The following is a 19,694-nucleotide window of genomic DNA, read 5'->3' as shown; positions in this document are numbered from 1 at the left end:
GAACAAGTCAAGATAGTTGTCGCCTGATTCATGCAACCAACCGCCCTATGTCTTCAGCATGCAAGTGGTCGCGTACGACCGCGTCGCGCTCCGGATTGAGCGTGACCGCGCCGATCGGGGTCCAGTCGCGTGTCCCACGGGACCAGCGTGCGGGGTGGCGCTCGCGGGCCTGGAGATACGTCTGATGGCGTGCAGCCAGGATCGCCCGATCCTCCAGCGCGTGTCGCTGCGCCGGCGTGACGTAGCGGATGCCGCTGTGGCGGTGCTCGAAGTTGTACCAGCGCACGAAGTCGTGTCCCCAGAGGCGGGCGTCTTCCAGGGTGGCGAAGCCGCGCGCCGGGAATTCGGGGCGGTACTTCGCCGTCTTGAAGAGCGACTCCACGTAGGCGTTGTCGTCGGAGACGCGCGGGCGCGAGTACGACGGTTTGACGCCCAGCCAGTGCAGCATCGCGAGCACCGTGGTGGCTTTGAGCGTGCTGCCGTTGTCGCCGTGAAGCACGGGTTTGTCGATCATCGCGTGGACGCCTTCGGAGAGCGCGGTGCGCTTGAGCAGGCTCACCGCATGGTCAGCGTCATCGGCGTCGTGGATCTCCCAGCCGACGATCTTGCGGCTGTAGAGGTCCTGGATCAGGTAGAGATAGAACCAGCGCCCCTGCACCTGCGTGGGCAGATAGGTCATGTCCCAGCACCAGACCTGGCCGGGCGCGGTGGCCACATGCGTGGTCGGCGTGCGCGAGCGCTGGGGCGCCCGGGCGCGACCCCGGTGACGGGTTTGCCCGTGGGCGCGCAGCACGCGCTGGAAGCTCGATTCGCTGGCGATATAGACGCCTTCGTCGGCCAGCGCCGGCACGATGCGCGCCGGCGGCTGATCGGCGAAACGCGGCTCGTTGGCCACCGCCAGGACGCGGGCGCGCTCCTCGTCGGTGAGCGCATGCGCGGGCGTCGGGCGCTCGGCCAGAGGCCGGCGGTCTCCGACCTGCAGGCCGTCCTCGGCCTTCCAGCGTTGCAGGGTACGCACGGTGATGCCAGCGAGCTCACACGCCGGGCGCAAGCGCGCACCGGCTGCGTGAGCAGTCTCGATGTGGCGGACCATCGTTTGGCGATCTTCCAGGCCGATCATGCGTCCTCGTCCTTGTCCGTTGGAAAGATCACCTCGAGCTTTTTTGACAGCACCAGCAGCGCGGCGGCTTCGGCCAAGGCCTTCTCCTTGCGGCGCAGGTCGCGCTCGAGGTCCTTGATGCGACGCCGGTCGGCCTTCTGTTCCCGGTGGCTGGTGCGCGCCGCGTCTTCGGGGTCGGCCAGCGCCTGTGTGGCCGCCGTGCGCCATTGCTCGAGCTCCTGCGGATACACGCCGTTCTCCCGGCACCAGGCGCTCTTGCTCGCCTCGTCCATCGCTGCGGTGACCAGCACTGCCTCGAATCGGGCCGGCGCTGTCCAGGCCCGCTCGCGAGCGGGCCTGGACAGCGCATCCGCGCGCCACCGCTCCAGCGTGGCCGTTGAAATGCTCAGTTCGCGGGAAACCGTCTCCACCGATGCGCTCTCCGGTGGCAACAACCGTGCTACCGCCTTGTCCTTGAATGCTTGTCCGTATCTGGCCACTTCGTTCTTCCGTTATCGCCCTCGGGTTTCGGATTCTATCGAGGCGACAACTATCTTGACCCAGAGGGGAGGGAAGACCCGTTATTGCCTGGCGGGAAGGTAGATCTCCGCATGGCCTTCGAGTACCACTTTTCCGGCCACCGTACAGACAGTATCAAAGAACGCCCGGCGCTTGTGAGCCACGAGCTCGCGTACTGTCACACGGGCGACGACCGTTTCGCCGACTTTCACTGAGGCCTTGAAGTTCAGCGACTGCCCGAGATAGATGCATCCCGGTCCTGGCAGCTTCGTACCGAACACTGCAGAAATGAAGCTCGCCGACAGCATCCCATGAGCGATTCGTTCGCCAAACATCGTCGACGCCGCAAATTCGGCATCGAGGTGAACGGGATTCGTATCACCCGAAATGCCAGCGAAAATAGCGATATCCGCCTCCGTCACGGTGCGCCCGATGGCCGCTGACATACCAACTTTCAGGTCCTCGAAATCGTGACCGTAGCACTGCGAAAAGTCGCGGACCGCTTCACTCATCTTGCATCCCGTTTTGGCTCGTTAATAGCATGAAATCCGACGACGACCTGCATGGTGGTTCGCTGTCGAATTAAGTTCTCCGAGCATATCCGAAATTCCGAAGACATTCTGTACCGGAATCCGATGATCATGCTCCGGGGATTGGGTAGGCGTTACTCAGAAGTCAGCAAGTAGGACGACACCGTCGGCCCATATATTCATCGCAATAGATTGAAATCATTAGCTTTCCAGTTTGAATTTGTCGCTTAAGTTCCTGTCTTCTGAGTAAGACGGGATAGACGCCATGCCGGGGCTAATGTCGTCGGGGCCGCCCCGTGGGCGACATGAGCCGCAGGGAGGATTCTGCCGCAACGCGCGCGGCAAGTCACGCCGAGGGCGGGGGGCGCCGCGGCGCAGCGCGTGGGCGCGTCACGGACGGGAGGCCCAGCGGGACGGGCGTTCCGGCCGGGCGGCGCGCGCCTTGCCTGGAGGGGGGATGTTGACAGCAAAAAGCCGCTTTCCCGGGGAGGGGGAGCGGCTTTTGTGCAGAGCAAAGGGTAGTCTGACGATGACCTACTTTCGCACCCGTTTAGGCACTATCATCGGCGCGGTCCTGTTTCACGGTCCTGTTCGGGATGGGAAGGGGTGGTGCCAGGACGCTATGGTCGTCAGACTGTAAAGGGTAACAAAGCGGAGAAGCAAAGTGTGTGGGGTGTTGTTGGTGTGATGCGTTTTTCGGTGAGTTGTCGCGGTGTTCGATCCAGGGTTATAGGATCAAGCCTCACGGGCAATTAGTATCGGTTAGCTCAACGCATTGCTGCGCTTCCACACCCGACCTATCAACGTCGTGGTCTTCGACGACCCTTCAGGGGGCTCGAGGCCCCGGGGAAGTCTCATCTTGAGGCGAGTTTCCCGCTTAGATGCTTTCAGCGGTTATCTCTTCCGCACTTAGCTACCCGGCGATGCGACTGGCGTCACAACCGGTACACCAGGGGTGCGTCCACTCCGGTCCTCTCGTACTAGGAGCAGGTCCTCTCAAACTTCCAGCGCCCACGGCAGATAGGGACCAAACTGTCTCACGACGTTTTAAACCCAGCTCACGTACCACTTTAAATGGCGAACAGCCATACCCTTGGGACCGGCTACAGCCCCAGGATGTGATGAGCCGACATCGAGGTGCCAAACTCCGCCGTCGATGTGAACTCTTGGGCGGAATCAGCCTGTTATCCCCAGAGTACCTTTTATCCGTTGAGCGATGGCCCTTCCATGCAGAACCACCGGATCACTATGACCTGCTTTCGCACCTGCTCGACTTGTCGGTCTCGCAGTCAAGCCGCCTTTTGCCATTGCACTATCAACACGATGTCCGACCGTGTCTAGGCGACCTTCGTACTCCTCCGTTACCTTTTGGGAGGAGACCGCCCCAGTCAAACTGCCTGCCATGCACGGTCCCCGACCCGGATTCACGGGCCAAGGTTAGAACCTCAACGACACCAGGGTGGTATTTCAAGGTTGGCTCCACGGAAACTGGCGTTCCCGTTTCACAGCCTCCCACCTATCCTACACAAGTCCCGTCAAAGTCCAATGCAAAGCTACAGTAAAGGTTCATGGGGTCTTTCCGTCTTGCCGCGGGGAGATTGCATCTTCACAAACATTTCAACTTCGCTGAGTCTCAGGAGGAGACAGTGTGGCCATCGTTACGCCATTCGTGCAGGTCGGAACTTACCCGACAAGGAATTTCGCTACCTTAGGACCGTTATAGTTACGGCCGCCGTTTACCGGGGCTTCGATCAAGAGCTTGCACCCCATCACTTAACCTTCCGGCACCGGGCAGGCGTCACACCGTATACGTCCACTTTCGTGTTTGCACAGTGCTGTGTTTTTAATAAACAGTCGCAGCCACCGATTCTCTGCGGCCCCTTCGCCCTTCGGATGTACTCCTACAAGCTAACGGGGCATACCTTCTCCCGAAGTTACGGTATCAATTTGCCGAGTTCCTTCTCCTGAGTTCTCTCAAGCGCCTGGGTATTTTCTACCTGCCCACCTGTGTCGGTTTGCGGTACGGTCGATCCTAGACTGAAGCTTAGAGGCTTTTCCTGGAAGCATGGTATCAACCACTTCGGGCTCAAAGAGCCCTCGTCATCACGCCTCAGCTCAGCCCCGCGGATTTGCCTACGGGGCACGCCTACACGCTTAAACCGGGACATCCAACACCCGGCTGGCCTAACCTTCTCCGTCCCCCCATCGCATCTAGGACCGGTACGGGAATATTGACCCGTTTCCCATCGACTACGCATTTCTGCCTCGCCTTAGGGGCCGACTCACCCTGCGTCGATGAACGTTGCGCAGGAAACCTTGGGCTTTCGGCGAGGGTGCTTTTCACACCCTTTATCGCTACTCATGTCAGCATTCGCACTTCCGATACCTCCAGCATCCCTCTCGAGACACCTTCGCAGGCTTACGGAACGCTCCCCTACCATCTCTTGCGAGATCCGCAGCTTCGGTTCATGGCTTGAGCCCCGTTACATCTTCCGCGCAGGACGACTCGACTAGTGAGCTATTACGCTTTCTTTAAAGGATGGCTGCTTCTAAGCCAACCTCCTAGCTGTCTGGGCCTTCCCACTTCGTTTCCCACTTAGCCATGTATTTGGGACCTTAGCTGGCGGTCTGGGTTGTTTCCCTCTTGTCCCAGGACGTTAGCACCCCAGGACTGTCTGCCGTATATCACTTTGCGGTATTCGGAGTTTGCTATCGCGGGGTAGATCGCAGTGACCCCCCCAACGATTACAGTGCTCTACCCCCGCAAGTGTCCGTACGACGCACTACCTAAATAGTTTTCGGGGAGAACCAGCTATTTCCGGATTTGTTTAGCCTTTCACCCCTATCCACAGCTCATCCCCTAATTTTTCAACATTAGTGGGTTCGGACCTCCAGTGCGTGTTACCGCACCTTCATCCTGGCCATGGATAGATCATCCGGTTTCGGGTCTACGCCCAGCAACTCAGTCGCCCTTGTCAGACTCGGTTTCCCTACGCCTCCCCTATTCGGTTAAGCTCGCTACTGAACGTAAGTCGCTGACCCATTATACAAAAGGTACGCAGTCACCCCACGAAGGAGGCTCCCACTGTTTGTATGCATGCGGTTTCAGGATCTATTTCACTCCCCTCCCGGGGTTCTTTTCGCCTTTCCCTCACGGTACTGGTTCACTATCGGTCGATCACGAGTATTTAGCCTTGGAGGATGGTCCCCCCATCTTCAGACAGGATTTCTCGTGTCCCGCCCTACTTGTCGCACGCTCAGACCCGCCAGCTACTTTTCGCATACGGGACTATCACCCTGTATCGTCGGACTTTCCAGACCGTTTTGCTAAGTAATTGGTTTAGTCGTGCAGGCTGCTCCCCGTTCGCTCGCCACTACTTGGGGAATCTCGGTTGATTTCTGTTCCTGCGGCTACTTAGATGTTTCAGTTCGCCGCGTTCGCCTCCACACGCCTATGTATTCAGCGCGGGATACTCCAAAAGGAGTGGGTTTCCCCATTCGGACATCGGGGGATCAAAGCTCCATTGCCAGCTCCCCCCCGCTTTTCGCAGGCTTGCACGTCCTTCATCGCCTGTGATCGCCAAGGCATCCACCACATGCACTTAGTCGCTTGATCCTATAACCATGGACCCTGTTGCCAGGGCACCACCGCCATAGACGAACTCACGCTTGTGCGCAGTCACCGGCCGCTGGTTCAAAGCGCCAATGACCGCAAAAATGCAATCACACCAACCCATGCAACAGCGCGCCTCGCGGCCCACTGTCGCACACTTTACTTCTTCCACTTTGTTAAAGAACGCAGCCTCAAAAACCTGCCAAGGCCTAAGCCCTGCGGACCCGACGATCCGCACGGCTTAGCCCTTTTCCGACGCCTCTACCCACCCCGAACACTGGTGGAGGATGACGGGATCGAACCGTCGACCCCCTGCTTGCAAAGCAGGTGCTCTCCCAGCTGAGCTAATCCCCCGCTTGATCGCTTGGTGGGTCTGGTTGGGTTCGAACCAACGACCCCCGCCTTATCAAGACGGTGCTCTAACCAGCTGAGCTACAGACCCTCATGCCTTCGAGGCTCTCGTTGCCTGAACAACCGATAAGTTGTGGATACTGCGTCGCCGCGGCCTCTTCTCTTGAAAGGAGGTGATCCAGCCGCACCTTCCGATACGGCTACCTTGTTACGACTTCACCCCAGTCATGAATCTCACCGTGGTAAGCGCCCTCCCCGAAAGGTTAAGCTACCTACTTCTGGTGAAACCCACTCCCATGGTGTGACGGGCGGTGTGTACAAGACCCGGGAACGTATTCACCGCAGCATGCTGATCTGCGATTACTAGCGATTCCGACTTCACGTAGTCGAGTTGCAGACTACGATCCGGACTACGATCGGCTTTGTGGGATTGGCTCCACCTCGCGGCTTGGCAACCCTCTGTACCGACCATTGTATGACGTGTGAAGCCCTACCCATAAGGGCCATGAGGACTTGACGTCATCCCCACCTTCCTCCGGTTTGTCACCGGCAGTCTCGCTAAAGTGCCCAACCTAATGATGGCAATTAGCGACAAGGGTTGCGCTCGTTGCGGGACTTAACCCAACATCTCACGACACGAGCTGACGACAGCCATGCAGCACCTGTGTCCTGGCTCCCGAAGGCACTCCCGCATCTCTGCAGGATTCCAGGCATGTCAAGGGTAGGTAAGGTTTTTCGCGTTGCATCGAATTAATCCACATCATCCACCGCTTGTGCGGGTCCCCGTCAATTCCTTTGAGTTTTAACCTTGCGGCCGTACTCCCCAGGCGGTCGACTTCACGCGTTAGCTGCGTTACTCAGCGCGTTACCGCACCGAACAACTAGTCGACATCGTTTAGGGCGTGGACTACCAGGGTATCTAATCCTGTTTGCTCCCCACGCTTTCGTGCATGAGCGTCAGTATCGGCCCAGGGGGCTGCCTTCGCCATCGGTGTTCCTCCACATCTCTACGCATTTCACTGCTACACGTGGAATTCCACCCCCCTCTGCCGTACTCCAGCCGTGCAGTCACAAGCGCAGTTCCCAGGTTAAGCCCGGGGATTTCACACCTGTCTTACACAACCGCCTGCGCACGCTTTACGCCCAGTAATTCCGATTAACGCTCGCACCCTACGTATTACCGCGGCTGCTGGCACGTAGTTAGCCGGTGCTTCTTCTGACAGTACCGTCATCCAGGCAGGCTATTCACCCGCCCGATTTCTTTCCGTCTGAAAGAGCTTTACAACCCGAAGGCCTTCTTCACTCACGCGGCATGGCTGGATCAGGCTTGCGCCCATTGTCCAAAATTCCCCACTGCTGCCTCCCGTAGGAGTCTGGGCCGTGTCTCAGTCCCAGTGTGGCTGATCATCCTCTCAGACCAGCTACGGATCGTCGCCTTGGTAGGCCTTTACCCCACCAACCAGCTAATCCGACATCAGCCGCTCCAATCGCGCGAGGCCCGAAGGTCCCCCGCTTTCCCCCTCAGGGCGTATGCGGTATTAGCCACGCTTTCGCGTAGTTATCCCCCACGACTGGGTACGTTCCGATGCATTACTCACCCGTTCGCCACTCGCCGGCAGGCCGAAGCCCCCGCTGCCGTTCGACTTGCATGTGTAAAGCATGCCGCCAGCGTTCAATCTGAGCCAGGATCAAACTCTTAAGTTCAATCCAACAAAGCACTCAAAGAATCTTTACTGACTTCTGCGAGCACTCGATCTTTGCAATGCCGGATCTGCCCGAAGACAATCCGGCCACCGCAGCAACCCAGTACCCACACTTATCGGTTGTTCAACTTTTTAAAGAACCGCTGCCGTTGCAGCGAGAAAGAGATTCTGACCGACTTCGCTGCTGCCGTCAACCCCCACCGGCTTCTTTCCTGACCACCGGTGAAGCTCCCTCTACCGCCACCGCGCCTCGCCCCCCACCGCAAAAAACCGACTGGAGCGCGAAGAACGGCGGATTATAGACACATCCAACAGGCAGTCAACCGGTTGTTGAAGCGAGGCCGCTCGAAAAATAAGGCGGGGGGTGTCTTTGGTAGTCGTAGGTAGTCGTAGAATTTCGGCCTCGACGCGAAGGACTTCCCATGAAACAGTATCTCGACCTGATGCGCCATGTCCTCGATCATGGCGACCGGAAATCCGACCGGACCGGCACCGGCACACTTTCGATCTTCGGTTGGCAGATGCGGTTTAATCTCGACGACGGCTTTCCTCTGCTCACGACGAAGAAACTGCACACCCGTTCGATAATTCACGAATTGCTGTGGTTTCTGCGCGGCGATACCAATATCCGCTACCTCAACGAGAATGGCGTGTCGATCTGGGACGACTGGGCCGACGAGAATGGCGATCTCGGGCCGGTGTACGGCAAGCAATGGCGCCGCTGGGAGACGGCAAACGGCGCCACTATCGACCAGATCGCACAACTGATCGACGGACTGAAGCACAATCCTGATTCGCGCCGCCATCTGGTTTCAGCGTGGAATCCGGGAGAAGTGGCCGGAATGGCGCTTCCCCCGTGTCACGCACTGTTCCAGTTCTATGTTGCGGGTGACCGACTGTCCTGCCAGTTGTACCAACGCAGTGCCGACATCTTCCTCGGAGTACCGTTCAACATTGCGTCCTACGCGCTACTGACACTGATGGTGGCTCAGGTCTGCGGGCTGCGGGCCGGGGATTTCGTATGGACAGGGGGGGATTGCCACCTGTACCTCAACCATCTCGATCAGGCACGTCTGCAGCTCTCCCGGCAACCACGCGCTTTGCCGCGGATGATCGTGAATCCCGGCGTCACCGACATCTTTGGATTCCGCTTCGAAGATTTTCGTCTCGAAGGCTATGACCCCCACCCCCATATCAAAGCGGAAGTGGCCGTATGAGCGCGAGCAAGCCGCAAGTGATCATCATCGCAGCGACTGCGCGAAACGGCGCGATCGGAAGAGACAATCAATTGCCGTGGCGACTGAAGTCGGATCTCGCCCGTTTCAAGGAAACGACGATCGGGCATCCCGTGCTGATGGGGCGCAAAACCTGGGAATCGCTGGGGCGGCCGCTACCGGCCCGACGCAATCTGGTCGTGACGCGTGACCGTAGTTACTCCGCGACCGGGGCGGAGGTTTTTCCGGATCCGGAAGCAGCGCTCGAAGCTGCGGGCGACGAGACCGTCTTCGTCATCGGCGGCGCCGAGCTGTATCGCCAGTTGCTCGACAGCGCCGACGCGCTGCTGCTTACGGAGGTGCACGCCGATGTTGCCGGAGATGCCTATTTTCCGCCGTTCGACCGGGGAGACTTCGACGAAGTAAGGCGCGAACAGCACGACGCGGACGCGCATAACGAATTTTCGTTCGATTTCGTGGAGTATCGGCGCAAGACACGCTGAACCGCGAAACTCCCGGCTCAGCGTCGTCGGTCAGTCCTGCCTCACACAGTCGACGTAATAGTCGAACCGTCCCTCTGCGCGTTCCCTGACGAGGCCGTGGATATCGGTCTCGAACCCAGGAAAGCCCGCGTTGAAATCACGCGCAAACTTCAGGTAACGCACGATCGTCGCGTTGAAACGCTCGCCTGGAATCAGTAACGGGATCCCTGGCGGATAGGGCGTGACGAGCATCGCGGTCACACGCCCCTCGAGTTCATCGATCGGCACCCGCTCGATCTCGCGATGCGCCATCTTCGCGAACGCATCGGCCGGCTTCATCGCCGGAACCATATCCGACAAATACATTTCGGTCGTGAGCCGCGCAATATCGTACGACTTGTAGAAACTGTGGATCTGCGCGCATAAGTCCTTCAGGCCGACTTTCTCGTAGCGCGGATGCTTCGCAATGAATTCCGGCATTACGCGCCACAACGGCTGGTTGCGGTCGTAGTCGTCCTTGAACTGCTGCAATTCGGTCACCATCGTGTTCCACCGGCCCTTCGTGATACCGATCGTGAACATGATGAAGAACGAGTACAGCCCGGTCTTTTCGACGATGATGCCGTGCTCAGCGAGATAACGGGTGAGGATCCCGGCAGGGATGCCGGAATCGGCAAAGTCGCCGTCGACGTCCAGCCCCGGCGTGATCACCGTCGCCTTGATCGGGTCGAGCATGTTGAAGCCCGGCGCGAGATTGCCAAAGCCGTGCCAGCGTTCGCCGGCCTTGAGCATCCAGTCCTCCCGCTCGCCGATCCCTTCCTCGGGCAGATATTCGGGCCCCCAGACCTTGAACCACCAGTCAGCAGGACCGAACTCGGCTTCCACCTTGCGCATCGCCCGGCGGAATTCGACGGCTTCCGCTAGCGACTCGTCCACCAGCGCCGGCCCCCCGGGAGGCTCCATCATCGCCGCCGCGACGTCGCACGAAGCGATGATCGCGTACTGCGGCGACGTCGAAGTGTGCATCAGGTAGGCTTCGTTGAAGATGTCGCGGTCGAGCTTGCGAGTCTGCGAGTCCTGCACGAGGATCTGCGAAGCCTGGGACAGACCGGCCAGCAGCTTGTGCGTCGACTGCGTCGAGAACACCATCGATTTCTCGCAGCGCGGGCGGTCGGCCCCGATCGCATGGTAATCGCCGTAAAAATCATGGAACGCGGCGTGCGGCAGCCAGGCTTCGTCAAAGTGCAGCGTATCGATCTCGCCGTCGAGCATCTCCTTGATCGTCTCGACGTTGTACACAACCCCGTCGTACGTCGACTGCGTGATCGTCAGAATGCGGGGCTTCTTGCCGGCGCTCGGGCGTGCGAACGGGTTCGCCTCGATCTTGCGCCGGATCGTCTCCATGCTGAATTCTTCCAGCGGGATCGGACCGATGATGCCGTAGTGGTTACGTGTCGGCGTCAGGAACACCGGCACCGCTCCAGTCATGATGATCGAGTGGAGAATCGATTTGTGGCAGTTGCGATCCACGACCACGATGTCGCCGGGCGCGACCGTCGTGTGCCACACCATCTTGTTCGACGTCGAGGTGCCGTTGGTGACGAAATAGAGATGGTCGCAGTTGAAGATGCGTGCAGCGTTGCGTTCGGAAGCGGCCACGGGACCCGTATGGTCGAGCAGCTGACCGAGTTCCTCGACCGCGTTGCACACATCTGCGCGCAGCATGTTTTCGCCGAAGAACTGGTGGAACATCTGCCCGACCGGACTTTTCAGGAACGCCACACCGCCCGAATGGCCCGGGCAGTGCCACGAATACGAGCTGTCGGCAGCGTAATGCACCAGCGCGCGGAAAAACGGCGGCGCCAGGCTCTCGAGGTAGTTCTTTGCTTCGCGCACGATATAGCGGGCGACGAACTCGGGCGTATCCTCGAACATGTGGATGAAACCGTGCAGCTCGCGCAGCACGTCATTCGGGATGTGCCGGCTGGTACGGGTTTCGCCGTGGATGAAGATCGGGATGTCGGCGTTGCGCAACCGGATCTCCTCGACGAACGCACGCAGGTCGGCGATGGCCTTGTCGGACGCCTCAGGCGACGAAAACTCCTCGTCGTCGATCGACAGGATGAAGGCTGAACCACGACTTTGCTGCTGCGCGAACGAGGTCAGGTCACCGTAACTCGTGACCCCGAGCACTTCCATGCTCTCTTCCTCGATCGCCTTGGCCAGTGCGCGAATGCCGAGGCCGCTCGTGTTTTCCGAGCGGAAATCCTCGTCGATTATGATGATCGGAAAGTGAAAGCGCATCCCTCTTCTCCAGCTTCTTGCGTTGGGGCAATGGGCATGATGCCCATGTAAATCCTGCTTCCCGGTTACCGGAAAGGACAAGGGGCCGTCAGCCGGCCCCGTTCGTCGTGTGGTCCGCGCGCAGCGGATCGAGTCGATGAATCAGATTTTCGGCAACGTCACACCCGTCTGGCCGAGATATTTGCCGCCGCGATCCTTGTACGACGTTTCGCACACCTCGTCGGCCTCGAAGAAAAGCATCTGCGCGATGCCCTCGTTCGCGTAGATCTTCGCCGGCAGCGGCGTGGTGTTCGAAAACTCGAGCGTCACGTGGCCTTCCCACTCGGGTTCCAGTGGCGTGACGTTCACGATGATGCCGCACCGCGCGTAGGTCGACTTGCCCAGGCACACCGTCAGGACATTGCGCGGGATGCGAAAATACTCGACCGTGCGAGCGAGAGCGAACGAGTTCGGCGGAATGATGCATACGTCGCCGACGAAATCGACGAAATTCCGCGCATCGAAATCCTTCGGGTCGACGATCGTCGAGTTGATGTTGGTGAAGATCTTGAATTCATTCGCGCAGCGCACATCATAGCCGTAGCTCGAAGTGCCGTACGAAACGATTTTCCCCGTGCCGTTGTGGCGGACCAACTCGGGCGCGAACGGCGCGATCATCCCCTGCTGTTCCGCCATGCGGCGAATCCATTTGTCGGACTTGATGGACATGACGTGGGGTTTCCTCCGGGGCCGGCCCGGCACCCGCCGGACGCGAAAAATCGGCTAGTTTAGGCTAAGCCGTGCCGGATCGAAAGCGGGAAAAACGGATTCCGTGACCGGCCCGCTTTCACGTGCTTTTGATGACGATGCTCGGGAACTTGTGCGTCATGTCTTTCGCCTTGACCGCCACGCGTGCCGCCACCTTGCGCGCGATCGCCTTGTAGAGTTCCGCGATGCGGCCGTCCGGATCGGACACGACGGTCGGGGCCCCGCCATCGGTCTCCTGACGGATCTGCAGATCGAGCGGCAGCGCGCCGAGGAAAGGCACGTTGTAGTCGGCGCACAGGCGCTCGCCCCCGCGAGTGCCGAAGATCGCTTCTTCGTGACCGCAACTCGAACAGATGTGGATGCTCATGTTTTCGATGACGCCGATGATCGGCACGCCCACTTTCTCGAACATCTTGAGTCCCTTGCGCGCATCGAGCAATGCGATATCCTGGGGCGTGGTGACGATCACGGCGCCGGTCAGCGGCACGCTCTGCGACAGCGTGAGCTGGATGTCGCCGGTGCCGGGGGGCATGTCGATGACGAGGTAGTCCAGATCTTTCCAGTTGGTTTCCTTCAGCAACTGGTTGAGCGCCTGTGTCGCCATCGGGCCACGCCACACCATCGGCGTCTCGACATCGACGAGAAAGCCGATGGACATTACTTGCAGGCCGTGTGCCTGCAGCGGCTCCATCGTCTTGCCGTCGAGCGACTCGGGACGTTGCTCGCCGATGCCCAGCATATGCGGCTGCGACGGACCATAGATATCCGCATCGAGCAGACCGACGGTCGCGCCTTCTGCCGTCAGGGCAAGGGCGAGGTTCACGGCAGTCGTGCTCTTGCCGACTCCCCCTTTCCCGGAAGCGACGGCGATGATGTTCTTCACACCCGGCAGCAGCTTCACGCCCTGCTGCACCGCATGCGCGACGACTTTGCTGTGCACGTCGATCGTCGCGCGCCCCGCACCGGGAAGCGTGGCGATCGCGGCGGCGAGCATTTCGCGGATCGATTCATGCTGTGTCTTCGCCGGGTAGCCGAGCTCGAGTTCGACGCGCACGTCGCTGCCGCTGATGCTGACATTCCTGACGCAGCGCGTGGAAACGAAATCCTTGCCCGTGTTCGGATCGACAACGCCCTTGAGCGCTTCGATGACAGATTCCTGGGTGAGACTCATGATGGCATATCCTCGACGATCGGCAGCCCGCGATTCGGGCCTCAAGAAGGTAAATCATACCTAAGCCTGCGTGCCCGCTCACCCTCTTGTTCATCAGGGTCATTCTGCGAGCGCCCCCCACGCGGTAAAATACGCTCCTTGGCGAACTGATTTCCCCGAACTGATTGCATTCACCCCCCGGGATTACCGACAGCATGAACCGATTTTCGCTATTCGTCCTGGTTGGCGTGAGCACGCTCCTGTCGGCGTGCGCCACGACGACTGTGACATCTCCTCCCGGCACCGCGACCCCGATCCATCGCACCGTGCCCGTCGCGAAGAATACGGCCTTCGACTGGCCCGCCGAGCGCAACCGCATCGTCAAACGCTTGAGCGGCTCCAGCGAGATCGCAACCCGGGTGCTCGACAATGGCACCCTGCAACTGCTGCTCCCGGGCGCCGAAGCCTTTTCCCGTGGGGGCACGGAGCCTCAGCCGGTACTGACGCCGAACCTGGACCGTGTCGCATCGGCGCTGGCCTCGTCCCCCGAGGTCGAAATCCGGGTGTTCGGTCATACCGACAGCCTGGACAGTGAATTGCACAATCTGCAGCTTTCGATCCAGCGCGCCGAAACCGTCGCGGAGCATCTGCGCCGCCGCGGCATCCCGCTCGTTCGTCTTCATGCCGACGGCAAGGGCGAAGCGGAGCCGATCGCCGACAACGCCACCGAGGCGGGACGCGCGAAGAACCGTCGCGTCGAGATCGTCCTGCGTCCGTTCGAATAGATCCCAACGACGGTTTCCCGCCGCGTCGCAAGACAACGGCGACGCCTTTGTTACACTCTTTCTTTTTCCCTTTCCGCCCATCATGCCGCGCAAGATACTGGTCACCAACGCTCTGCCCTACGCCAACGGCGACATTCACCTCGGCCATCTGGTCGGGTACATCCAGGGCGACATCTGGGTGCGCTACCAGCGCATGCGCGGCAACACGGTGCATTACGTCTGCGCGGACGACACGCACGGCACGCCGGTCATGCTGCGCGCCGAGAAGGAAGGCATCACGCCCGAAGCGCTGATCGGGCGGGTGCATGGCGAACATCTGCGTGACTTCACCGACTTCGGCGTCGCATTCGACAACTACCACAGCACTCACAGCGTCGAAAACCGGGCCTACGCGGAAGACGTCTACACGAAGCTCAAGGCTGCCGAGTTGATCGACACTCGCGCGATCGAGCAGTTCTACGATCCGGTCAAGGAGATGTTCCTGCCGGACCGCTTCATCAAGGGCGAATGCCCGAAGTGCGGCGCGGCCGACCAGTACGGCGACAACTGCGAAGCATGCGGCGCCGCCTACGCGCCGACCGAGCTCAAGAACCCGCACTCGGCCGTGTCCGGCGCGAAGCCCGTGCTGAAGACGTCGGAGCATTACTTTTTCCGCCTGTCCGACCCGCGCGCCGTGGCATTTCTGCGCGAATGGACGCGCGGCACGAATGCTGCCGGCACTCGTCGTCTGCAGGTCGAAGCGGCAAACAAGATGAAGGAGTGGCTCGGCGACGAAACCGTCGGCGACGGCGGGAACACGCTGTCGGACTGGGACATTTCGCGCGACGCCCCGTATTTCGGTTTCGAGATTCCCGGCGCACCGGGAAAATACTTCTACGTCTGGCTCGACGCCCCGATCGGCTACTTCGCGAGTTTCCGCAACCTTGCCGAGCAGCGTGGCGACATTGCCGTCGACGACTTCACCGACGCCGTCCGCGCCGAAACGGCGGGCACCGAGATGGTGCACTTCATCGGCAAGGACATCCTCTACTTCCATGCCCTCTTCTGGCCGGCGATGCTCCGGTTCGCCGGCTACCGCACGCCCACGCAGTTGTGCGTCAATGGCTTCCTGACCGTCGACGGCGCGAAGATGAGCAAGAGTCGCGGCACGTTCATCACGGCGCGCTCCTACGTCTCGCGGGGCCTCAACCCGGAATGGCTGCGTTATTACTTCGCGACCAAGTCGAACGGCACGATGGAAGACGTCGATCTCAGCCTCGACGACATGGTCGCAAAAGTGAATTCGGACCTTGTCGGCAAGTACGTCAACATCGCCAGCCGCTGCGCAGGCTTCATCGCCAAGCGCTTCGATGGCAAGCTCGGCGCAAGCGATCCGCAGGCGACCGCCGATTTCGAAGCTGCCTTTGCAGCGGGGACGATCGCGCACGCTTACGAAGAACGTGACTACGGCCGCGCGCTGCGCGAGATCATGCGGCTCGCCGACCTGGCGAACCAGTACGTCAACGACCACAAGCCGTGGGAACTGGCGAAGCAGGAAGGCCAGGAGGCGCATCTTCACGTCGTATGCAGCACGGCGCTGACGCATTTCCGCGACCTTACGCTGTATCTCAAGCCGGTCCTGCCCGCTCTCGCCCAAAAAGTCGAAGCGTTCCTCGCGATCGACCCGCTCGTCTGGCCGCAAACCTGGCAGCCGCTGCCCGCGGCGCACACCATCAACCCCTATGCGCACCTGATGACCCGCGTCGAGCGCAAGCAGATCGACGCGCTGCTCGAGGCGAACCGCGAATCGCTCGCGCCGGCCGCCCCCGCCGCAAAAGTCGCCTCGTCGCAGCAGCGCCACGCGGAAAAGCAGCAGCACGAAGCCCAGTCCGCGGAAACGGCGATGCCGCACATCTCGATCGACGATTTCACGAAAGTGGATCTGCGCATCGCCCGCATCGTCGGCGCCGAACACGTCGAAGGCGCCGACAAGCTGATCCGCCTGCGACTCGACATCGGCGAGAGCGAAAATGGCCAGGCGAAGCTGCGCCAGGTGTTTGCCGGCATCAAGTCGGCGTACGACCCGGCAACGCTCGTCGGACGGCTCACGGTGATGGTCGCCAACCTCGCGCCGCGCAAGATGAAGTTCGGCGTCAGCGAGGGCATGGTGCTCGCCGCCTCCAGCGCGGACGACAAGAGCTCAGGGATCTACCTTCTGTCACCGGACACAGGGGCCGCTTCCGGCATGCGCGTGAAATGATTCCGGCATAGACTCGACATGCCCCTGACTCCCTCGAAACGCTGGTTCGTGCAGCATCGGACCGGCCCCGGGCCGCGGCAGTGCTGTAGCACCCGGCGTAAGCAACACAGCGAGGAATTCAGGAGGCTTCATGACCAGGTTTCGCCCGAAACTGCTTGACACCCTGCCCGGCTACGGCCGGGCAACATTCATCAACGATTTTTCCGCCGGCGTCACCGTCGGCGTGCTCGCGCTGCCGCTGGCGATGGCGTTCGCGATCGCCAGCGGCATGAGTCCGACTGCCGGCGTGTGGACGGCGATCGTCGCCGGCTTCCTGATCTCCGCCTTCGGTGGCTCGAAAGTGCAGATCGGCGGCCCGACCGGCGCCTTCATCCCGATCGTGTACGCGATCGTCGCCGACTTCGGCGTACAGAACCTGCTGATCGCTACGATGATGTCAGGCGTGATGCTGCTCGGCATGGGTGCCTTCAAGCTCGGCAGCATGATCCGCTTCATCCCGGTGTCGGTGGTCATCGGATTCACCAACGGCATCGCCGTGGTGATCTTCATTTCGCAGATCAAGGACTTCCTCGGACTCGACATCGAAAACATGCCGGGCGAGTTCTTCGGCAAGATGGAAACCTTGCTGGCTGCGATGCACACGATCGATCTCCCGACCGTGGCCATCTCGATCGCGTCGCTCGCGGTCCTGATCGCATGGAACCATGCGGCGAGGCAGATAGCATGGATGCGCCGCCTGCCCGGACCGCTCGCAGTGCTGTTGGTCGCCACGGCAGTCAATGCGCTGGTCCACTTGCCGATCGACACCATCGGCAGCCGCTTCGGCGGCATTCCCCAGGAACTGCCGGACATCGGTCTGCCTGCGCTGTCGCTCGGCACGCTCGGCAAGCTGATCGCGCCGGCCCTGACGATCGCGCTGCTCGGGGCGATCGAATCGCTGCTCTCGGCACGCGTCGCCGACAACCTGATCGACGACCGTCACGATCCCAACCAGGAACTCATCGCGCAGGGCTTCGCGAACGTCGTCGCGCCGCTGTTCGGCGGCTTCGCGGCCACCGGCGCGATTGCCCGCACTGCGACCAATGTCCGGTCGGGAGGGCATACTCCGATCGCCGGGATGGTCCACGCGCTGGTGCTGCTCGCCGTCGTGCTCGCACTGGCGCCGCTCGCAAGCGATATCCCGCTCGCCGCGCTGTCGGCGATCGTCGTCATGGTGTCGGTCAACATGGGCGAATGGCACGCCTTCGCATGGAAGGATCTGGCGCGCTATTCGAATCAGTACCGCCTGATCCTGCTCGGCACTTTTTTCGTGACGGTGGTGTTCGATCTCACGCTCGCCGTGGAACTCGGAATGTTGCTCGCGAGTCTGTTTTTCATTTACCGGATGTCGGACCTCACCCGCATCGAACGAATCCCGCTCGAAGACTATTACGGTGTCGAAGCCCTGTCGCGGAGCGATGACACACCGCGGATCATTGCCTATCGGGTATTCGGCAGCCTGTTTTTCGGCGCGGCGAACAAGCTCGAGAACCTGCTGCTGATGCAGGAGGGCCATCCGGACGCCGTGATCCTCGATCTCGAAAAGGTCATCAACATCGACACCACCGGCCTCGACGCGCTCCAGACCCTGCACCGCACGCTGCAAAAGCGCGGCGCGCAGCTGATCCTGTGCGACCTGAACGACCAGCCCGCGTCGCTCGTGTTCCGCTCCGGATTCCAGGCGAGCCTCGGCGACGACAACATCGCGGCGAACATGACCGAAGCCCTGATCCGCGCCCAGCAGCTGCGCGGATACGAACCGGAGCTGTCGTATGCCTGACGCAACCGTTTCACGCCGTCTGACGATCCGCGGCCGCGTGCAGGGAGTGTATTACCGAGCGAGCGCACAGGATGAAGGCGTTCGCCTCGGACTGGAGGGATGGGTGCGCAACCGGCTGGACGGCTCGGTCGAGGCGCTGGTCGCGGGTCCCGAGACAGCGGTTGAACATTTCATCGAATGGGCGCGGCGAGGCCCACCGGCCGCCCACGTGCACGATGTGGCAGTCACTGCAGCGGAGTGGCCGGAGCCCGGCGCATTTTCGGTCCGTCCCACGGCATAGCGGCGCGACCGGAACCGCACGACGGCCCCTGCTGCCGGGAAGAGGCGACAGAAATATTTGCCGGACGCGGAACTCCGGAGCCAAACAGCCAACTCACTCATCCCTGTCGATGCAGAACGAAGCCTAACGATAGAGAAAAACTATCAACACACCATTGCAATTGCAATTTGACGCCTCGGACAGGGTGGCCCAAGATGCATACACCCCGTTCAAACCAAAGAGGAGAGATCAACCATGGCAGTCCTCGTAGGCAAACAAGCCCCCGATTTCGCCGCGGCAGCGGTGCTCGGCGACAATCAGATCCAGGACATCACCTTCTCGCAATTCACGAAAGGCAAGTACGCCGTCCTGTTCTTCTACCCGCTCGATTTCACTTTCGTCTGCCCGTCCGAGCTGATCGCGTTCGATCACCGTTTGGATGAATTCAAGAAGCGCGGCGTCGAAGTGCTCGGCGTGTCGATCGACAGCCAGTTCACGCACCTCGCGTGGAAGAACACGCCGGTGAATAGCGGCGGTATCGGACAAGTGCAGTATCCGATGGTGGCCGACACCAAACACGAGATCTGCCGTGCGTATGACGTCGAATCCGAAGGCGGCGTCGCGTTCCGCGGCTCCTTCCTGATCGACAAGGCCGGCGTCGTGCGCCACCAGGTCGTCAATGACCTGCCGCTGGGCCGCAACATCGACGAGATGCTGCGCATGGTCGACGCGCTGCAATTCACCGAAGAGCACGGCGAAGTCTGCCCCGCCGGCTGGAACAAGGGCAAGGCCGGCATGAAGGCTGACCCGAGCGGCGTCGCCGACTACCTCGCGCACCACGCCGAATCGCTCTGATCAGGGCTGTCGGATAGAAACGGCC

General features: G+C 60.7%; 12 protein-coding genes, 2 tRNA genes and 3 rRNA genes. 7 read left to right on the top strand and 10 right to left on the bottom strand.

What is annotated here, in order from left to right; all coding sequences use genetic code 11:
• Positions 1 to 28: 28 nt before the first annotated feature.
• The 7 genes from EBN1_RS12490 to EBN1_RS12460 all read right to left on the bottom strand — a co-directional run bounded on the left by EBN1_RS12490 (position 29) and on the right by EBN1_RS12460 (position 7,816).
• A protein-coding gene (locus tag EBN1_RS12490; protein ID WP_085938654.1) for an IS3-like element ISAzo10 family transposase occupies positions 29 to 1,599 on the bottom strand; the annotation gives its coding sequence in 2 pieces (ribosomal slippage) (positions 29 to 1,167 and positions 1,167 to 1,599; 1,572 coding nt in all).
• 81 nt (positions 1,600 to 1,680) lie between these two features.
• Positions 1,681 to 2,130 (bottom strand): MaoC family dehydratase, encoded by a 450-nt coding sequence (locus tag EBN1_RS12485; protein WP_011238318.1) that lies wholly within the window; start codon positions 2,128 to 2,130, stop codon positions 1,681 to 1,683.
• A 539-nt stretch (positions 2,131 to 2,669) separates the two neighbouring features.
• Positions 2,670 to 2,782 (bottom strand): 5S ribosomal RNA (gene rrf / locus EBN1_RS12480).
• A gap of 97 nt (positions 2,783 to 2,879) precedes the next feature.
• A 23S ribosomal RNA gene (locus EBN1_RS12475) occupies positions 2,880 to 5,764 on the bottom strand.
• Between the two features lie 275 nt (positions 5,765 to 6,039).
• A tRNA-Ala gene (locus tag EBN1_RS12470) sits at positions 6,040 to 6,115 on the bottom strand.
• Positions 6,116 to 6,126: 11 nt separating this feature from the next.
• A tRNA-Ile gene (locus tag EBN1_RS12465) sits at positions 6,127 to 6,203 on the bottom strand.
• Between the two features lie 75 nt (positions 6,204 to 6,278).
• A 16S ribosomal RNA gene (locus EBN1_RS12460) occupies positions 6,279 to 7,816 on the bottom strand.
• Together the 16S, 23S and 5S rRNA genes with 2 tRNA genes alongside form the textbook arrangement of a ribosomal RNA operon.
• A gap of 421 nt (positions 7,817 to 8,237) precedes the next feature.
• Here EBN1_RS12460 and EBN1_RS12455 point away from each other — a divergent pair.
• Together EBN1_RS12455 and EBN1_RS12450 are read left to right on the top strand one after the other, a co-directional pair.
• On the top strand, positions 8,238 to 9,032 hold the full coding sequence (locus EBN1_RS12455) for a thymidylate synthase (protein ID WP_011238317.1): 795 nt from the start codon (positions 8,238 to 8,240) through the stop codon (positions 9,030 to 9,032).
• Entirely contained in the window at positions 9,029 to 9,532 is a 504-nt protein-coding gene (locus tag EBN1_RS12450; protein ID WP_011238316.1) for a dihydrofolate reductase, read from the top strand. The genes EBN1_RS12455 and EBN1_RS12450 overlap by 4 nt, the downstream gene beginning before the upstream one ends.
• 30 nt (positions 9,533 to 9,562) lie before the next feature.
• On the opposite strand, the gene EBN1_RS12445 is transcribed toward EBN1_RS12450, so the two are convergent.
• The 3 genes from EBN1_RS12445 to apbC form a co-directional block, all read right to left on the bottom strand.
• Entirely contained in the window at positions 9,563 to 11,815 is a 2,253-nt protein-coding gene (locus EBN1_RS12445) for an arginine/lysine/ornithine decarboxylase (protein ID WP_011238315.1), read from the bottom strand.
• Between the two features lie 141 nt (positions 11,816 to 11,956).
• Positions 11,957 to 12,523, bottom strand: a complete 567-nt coding sequence (gene dcd / locus EBN1_RS12440; protein ID WP_011238314.1) for a dCTP deaminase — start codon at positions 12,521 to 12,523, stop codon at positions 11,957 to 11,959.
• Positions 12,524 to 12,641: 118 nt separating this feature from the next.
• Positions 12,642 to 13,733 (bottom strand): iron-sulfur cluster carrier protein ApbC, encoded by a 1,092-nt coding sequence (gene apbC, locus EBN1_RS12435; RefSeq protein WP_011238313.1) that lies wholly within the window; start codon positions 13,731 to 13,733, stop codon positions 12,642 to 12,644.
• Positions 13,734 to 13,960: 227 nt separating this feature from the next.
• On the opposite strand from apbC, the gene EBN1_RS12430 reads away from it, so the two are divergent.
• The 5 genes from EBN1_RS12430 (at position 13,961) to EBN1_RS12410 (ending at position 19,669) form a co-directional block, all read left to right on the top strand.
• Positions 13,961 to 14,497, top strand: coding sequence for an OmpA family protein (locus tag EBN1_RS12430; protein ID WP_241762726.1), 537 nt, complete (start codon positions 13,961 to 13,963; stop codon positions 14,495 to 14,497).
• An 82-nt stretch (positions 14,498 to 14,579) separates the two neighbouring features.
• The gene (gene metG / locus EBN1_RS12425) at positions 14,580 to 16,736 is read left to right on the top strand and encodes a methionine--tRNA ligase (RefSeq protein ID WP_011238311.1); all 2,157 of its coding nucleotides are present in this window, start codon (positions 14,580 to 14,582) and stop codon (positions 16,734 to 16,736) included.
• 130 nt (positions 16,737 to 16,866) lie between these two features.
• Positions 16,867 to 18,555: a SulP family inorganic anion transporter gene (locus EBN1_RS12420; protein ID WP_011238310.1), complete on the top strand. Its 1,689-nt coding sequence runs from the start codon at positions 16,867 to 16,869 to the stop codon at positions 18,553 to 18,555.
• Positions 18,548 to 18,835 (top strand): acylphosphatase, encoded by a 288-nt coding sequence (locus EBN1_RS12415; RefSeq protein ID WP_041646304.1) that lies wholly within the window; start codon positions 18,548 to 18,550, stop codon positions 18,833 to 18,835. Before EBN1_RS12420 ends, EBN1_RS12415 begins: the two co-directional genes overlap by 8 nt.
• Before the next feature lie 234 nt (positions 18,836 to 19,069).
• The gene (locus EBN1_RS12410) at positions 19,070 to 19,669 is read left to right on the top strand and encodes a peroxiredoxin (RefSeq protein ID WP_011238307.1); all 600 of its coding nucleotides are present in this window, start codon (positions 19,070 to 19,072) and stop codon (positions 19,667 to 19,669) included.
• The last annotated feature ends 25 nt before the right edge of the window (positions 19,670 to 19,694 follow it).

This window comes from Aromatoleum aromaticum EbN1 (genome assembly GCF_000025965.1).
Classification (GTDB): domain Bacteria; phylum Pseudomonadota; class Gammaproteobacteria; order Burkholderiales; family Rhodocyclaceae; genus Aromatoleum; species Aromatoleum aromaticum.
This window is presented reverse-complemented; position numbering and strand designations above follow the sequence as displayed.

Excerpts from the sequence above, each read along its gene's own strand:
- EBN1_RS12485 (WP_011238318.1), bottom strand. The coding sequence starts at position 2,130 with ATGAGTGAAGCGGTCCGCGACTTTTCGCAGTGCTACGGTCACGATTTC.
- EBN1_RS12455 (WP_011238317.1), top strand. The coding sequence starts at position 8,238 with ATGAAACAGTATCTCGACCTGATGCGCCATGTCCTCGATCATGGCGAC.
- EBN1_RS12450 (WP_011238316.1), top strand. The coding sequence starts at position 9,029 with ATGAGCGCGAGCAAGCCGCAAGTGATCATCATCGCAGCGACTGCGCGA.
- EBN1_RS12445 (WP_011238315.1), bottom strand. The coding sequence starts at position 11,815 with ATGCGCTTTCACTTTCCGATCATCATAATCGACGAGGATTTCCGCTCG.
- dcd (WP_011238314.1), bottom strand. The coding sequence starts at position 12,523 with ATGTCCATCAAGTCCGACAAATGGATTCGCCGCATGGCGGAACAGCAG.
- apbC (WP_011238313.1), bottom strand. The coding sequence starts at position 13,733 with ATGAGTCTCACCCAGGAATCTGTCATCGAAGCGCTCAAGGGCGTTGTC.
- metG (WP_011238311.1), top strand. The coding sequence starts at position 14,580 with ATGCCGCGCAAGATACTGGTCACCAACGCTCTGCCCTACGCCAACGGC.
- EBN1_RS12420 (WP_011238310.1), top strand. The coding sequence starts at position 16,867 with ATGACCAGGTTTCGCCCGAAACTGCTTGACACCCTGCCCGGCTACGGC.
- EBN1_RS12415 (WP_041646304.1), top strand. The coding sequence starts at position 18,548 with ATGCCTGACGCAACCGTTTCACGCCGTCTGACGATCCGCGGCCGCGTG.
- EBN1_RS12410 (WP_011238307.1), top strand. The coding sequence starts at position 19,070 with ATGGCAGTCCTCGTAGGCAAACAAGCCCCCGATTTCGCCGCGGCAGCG.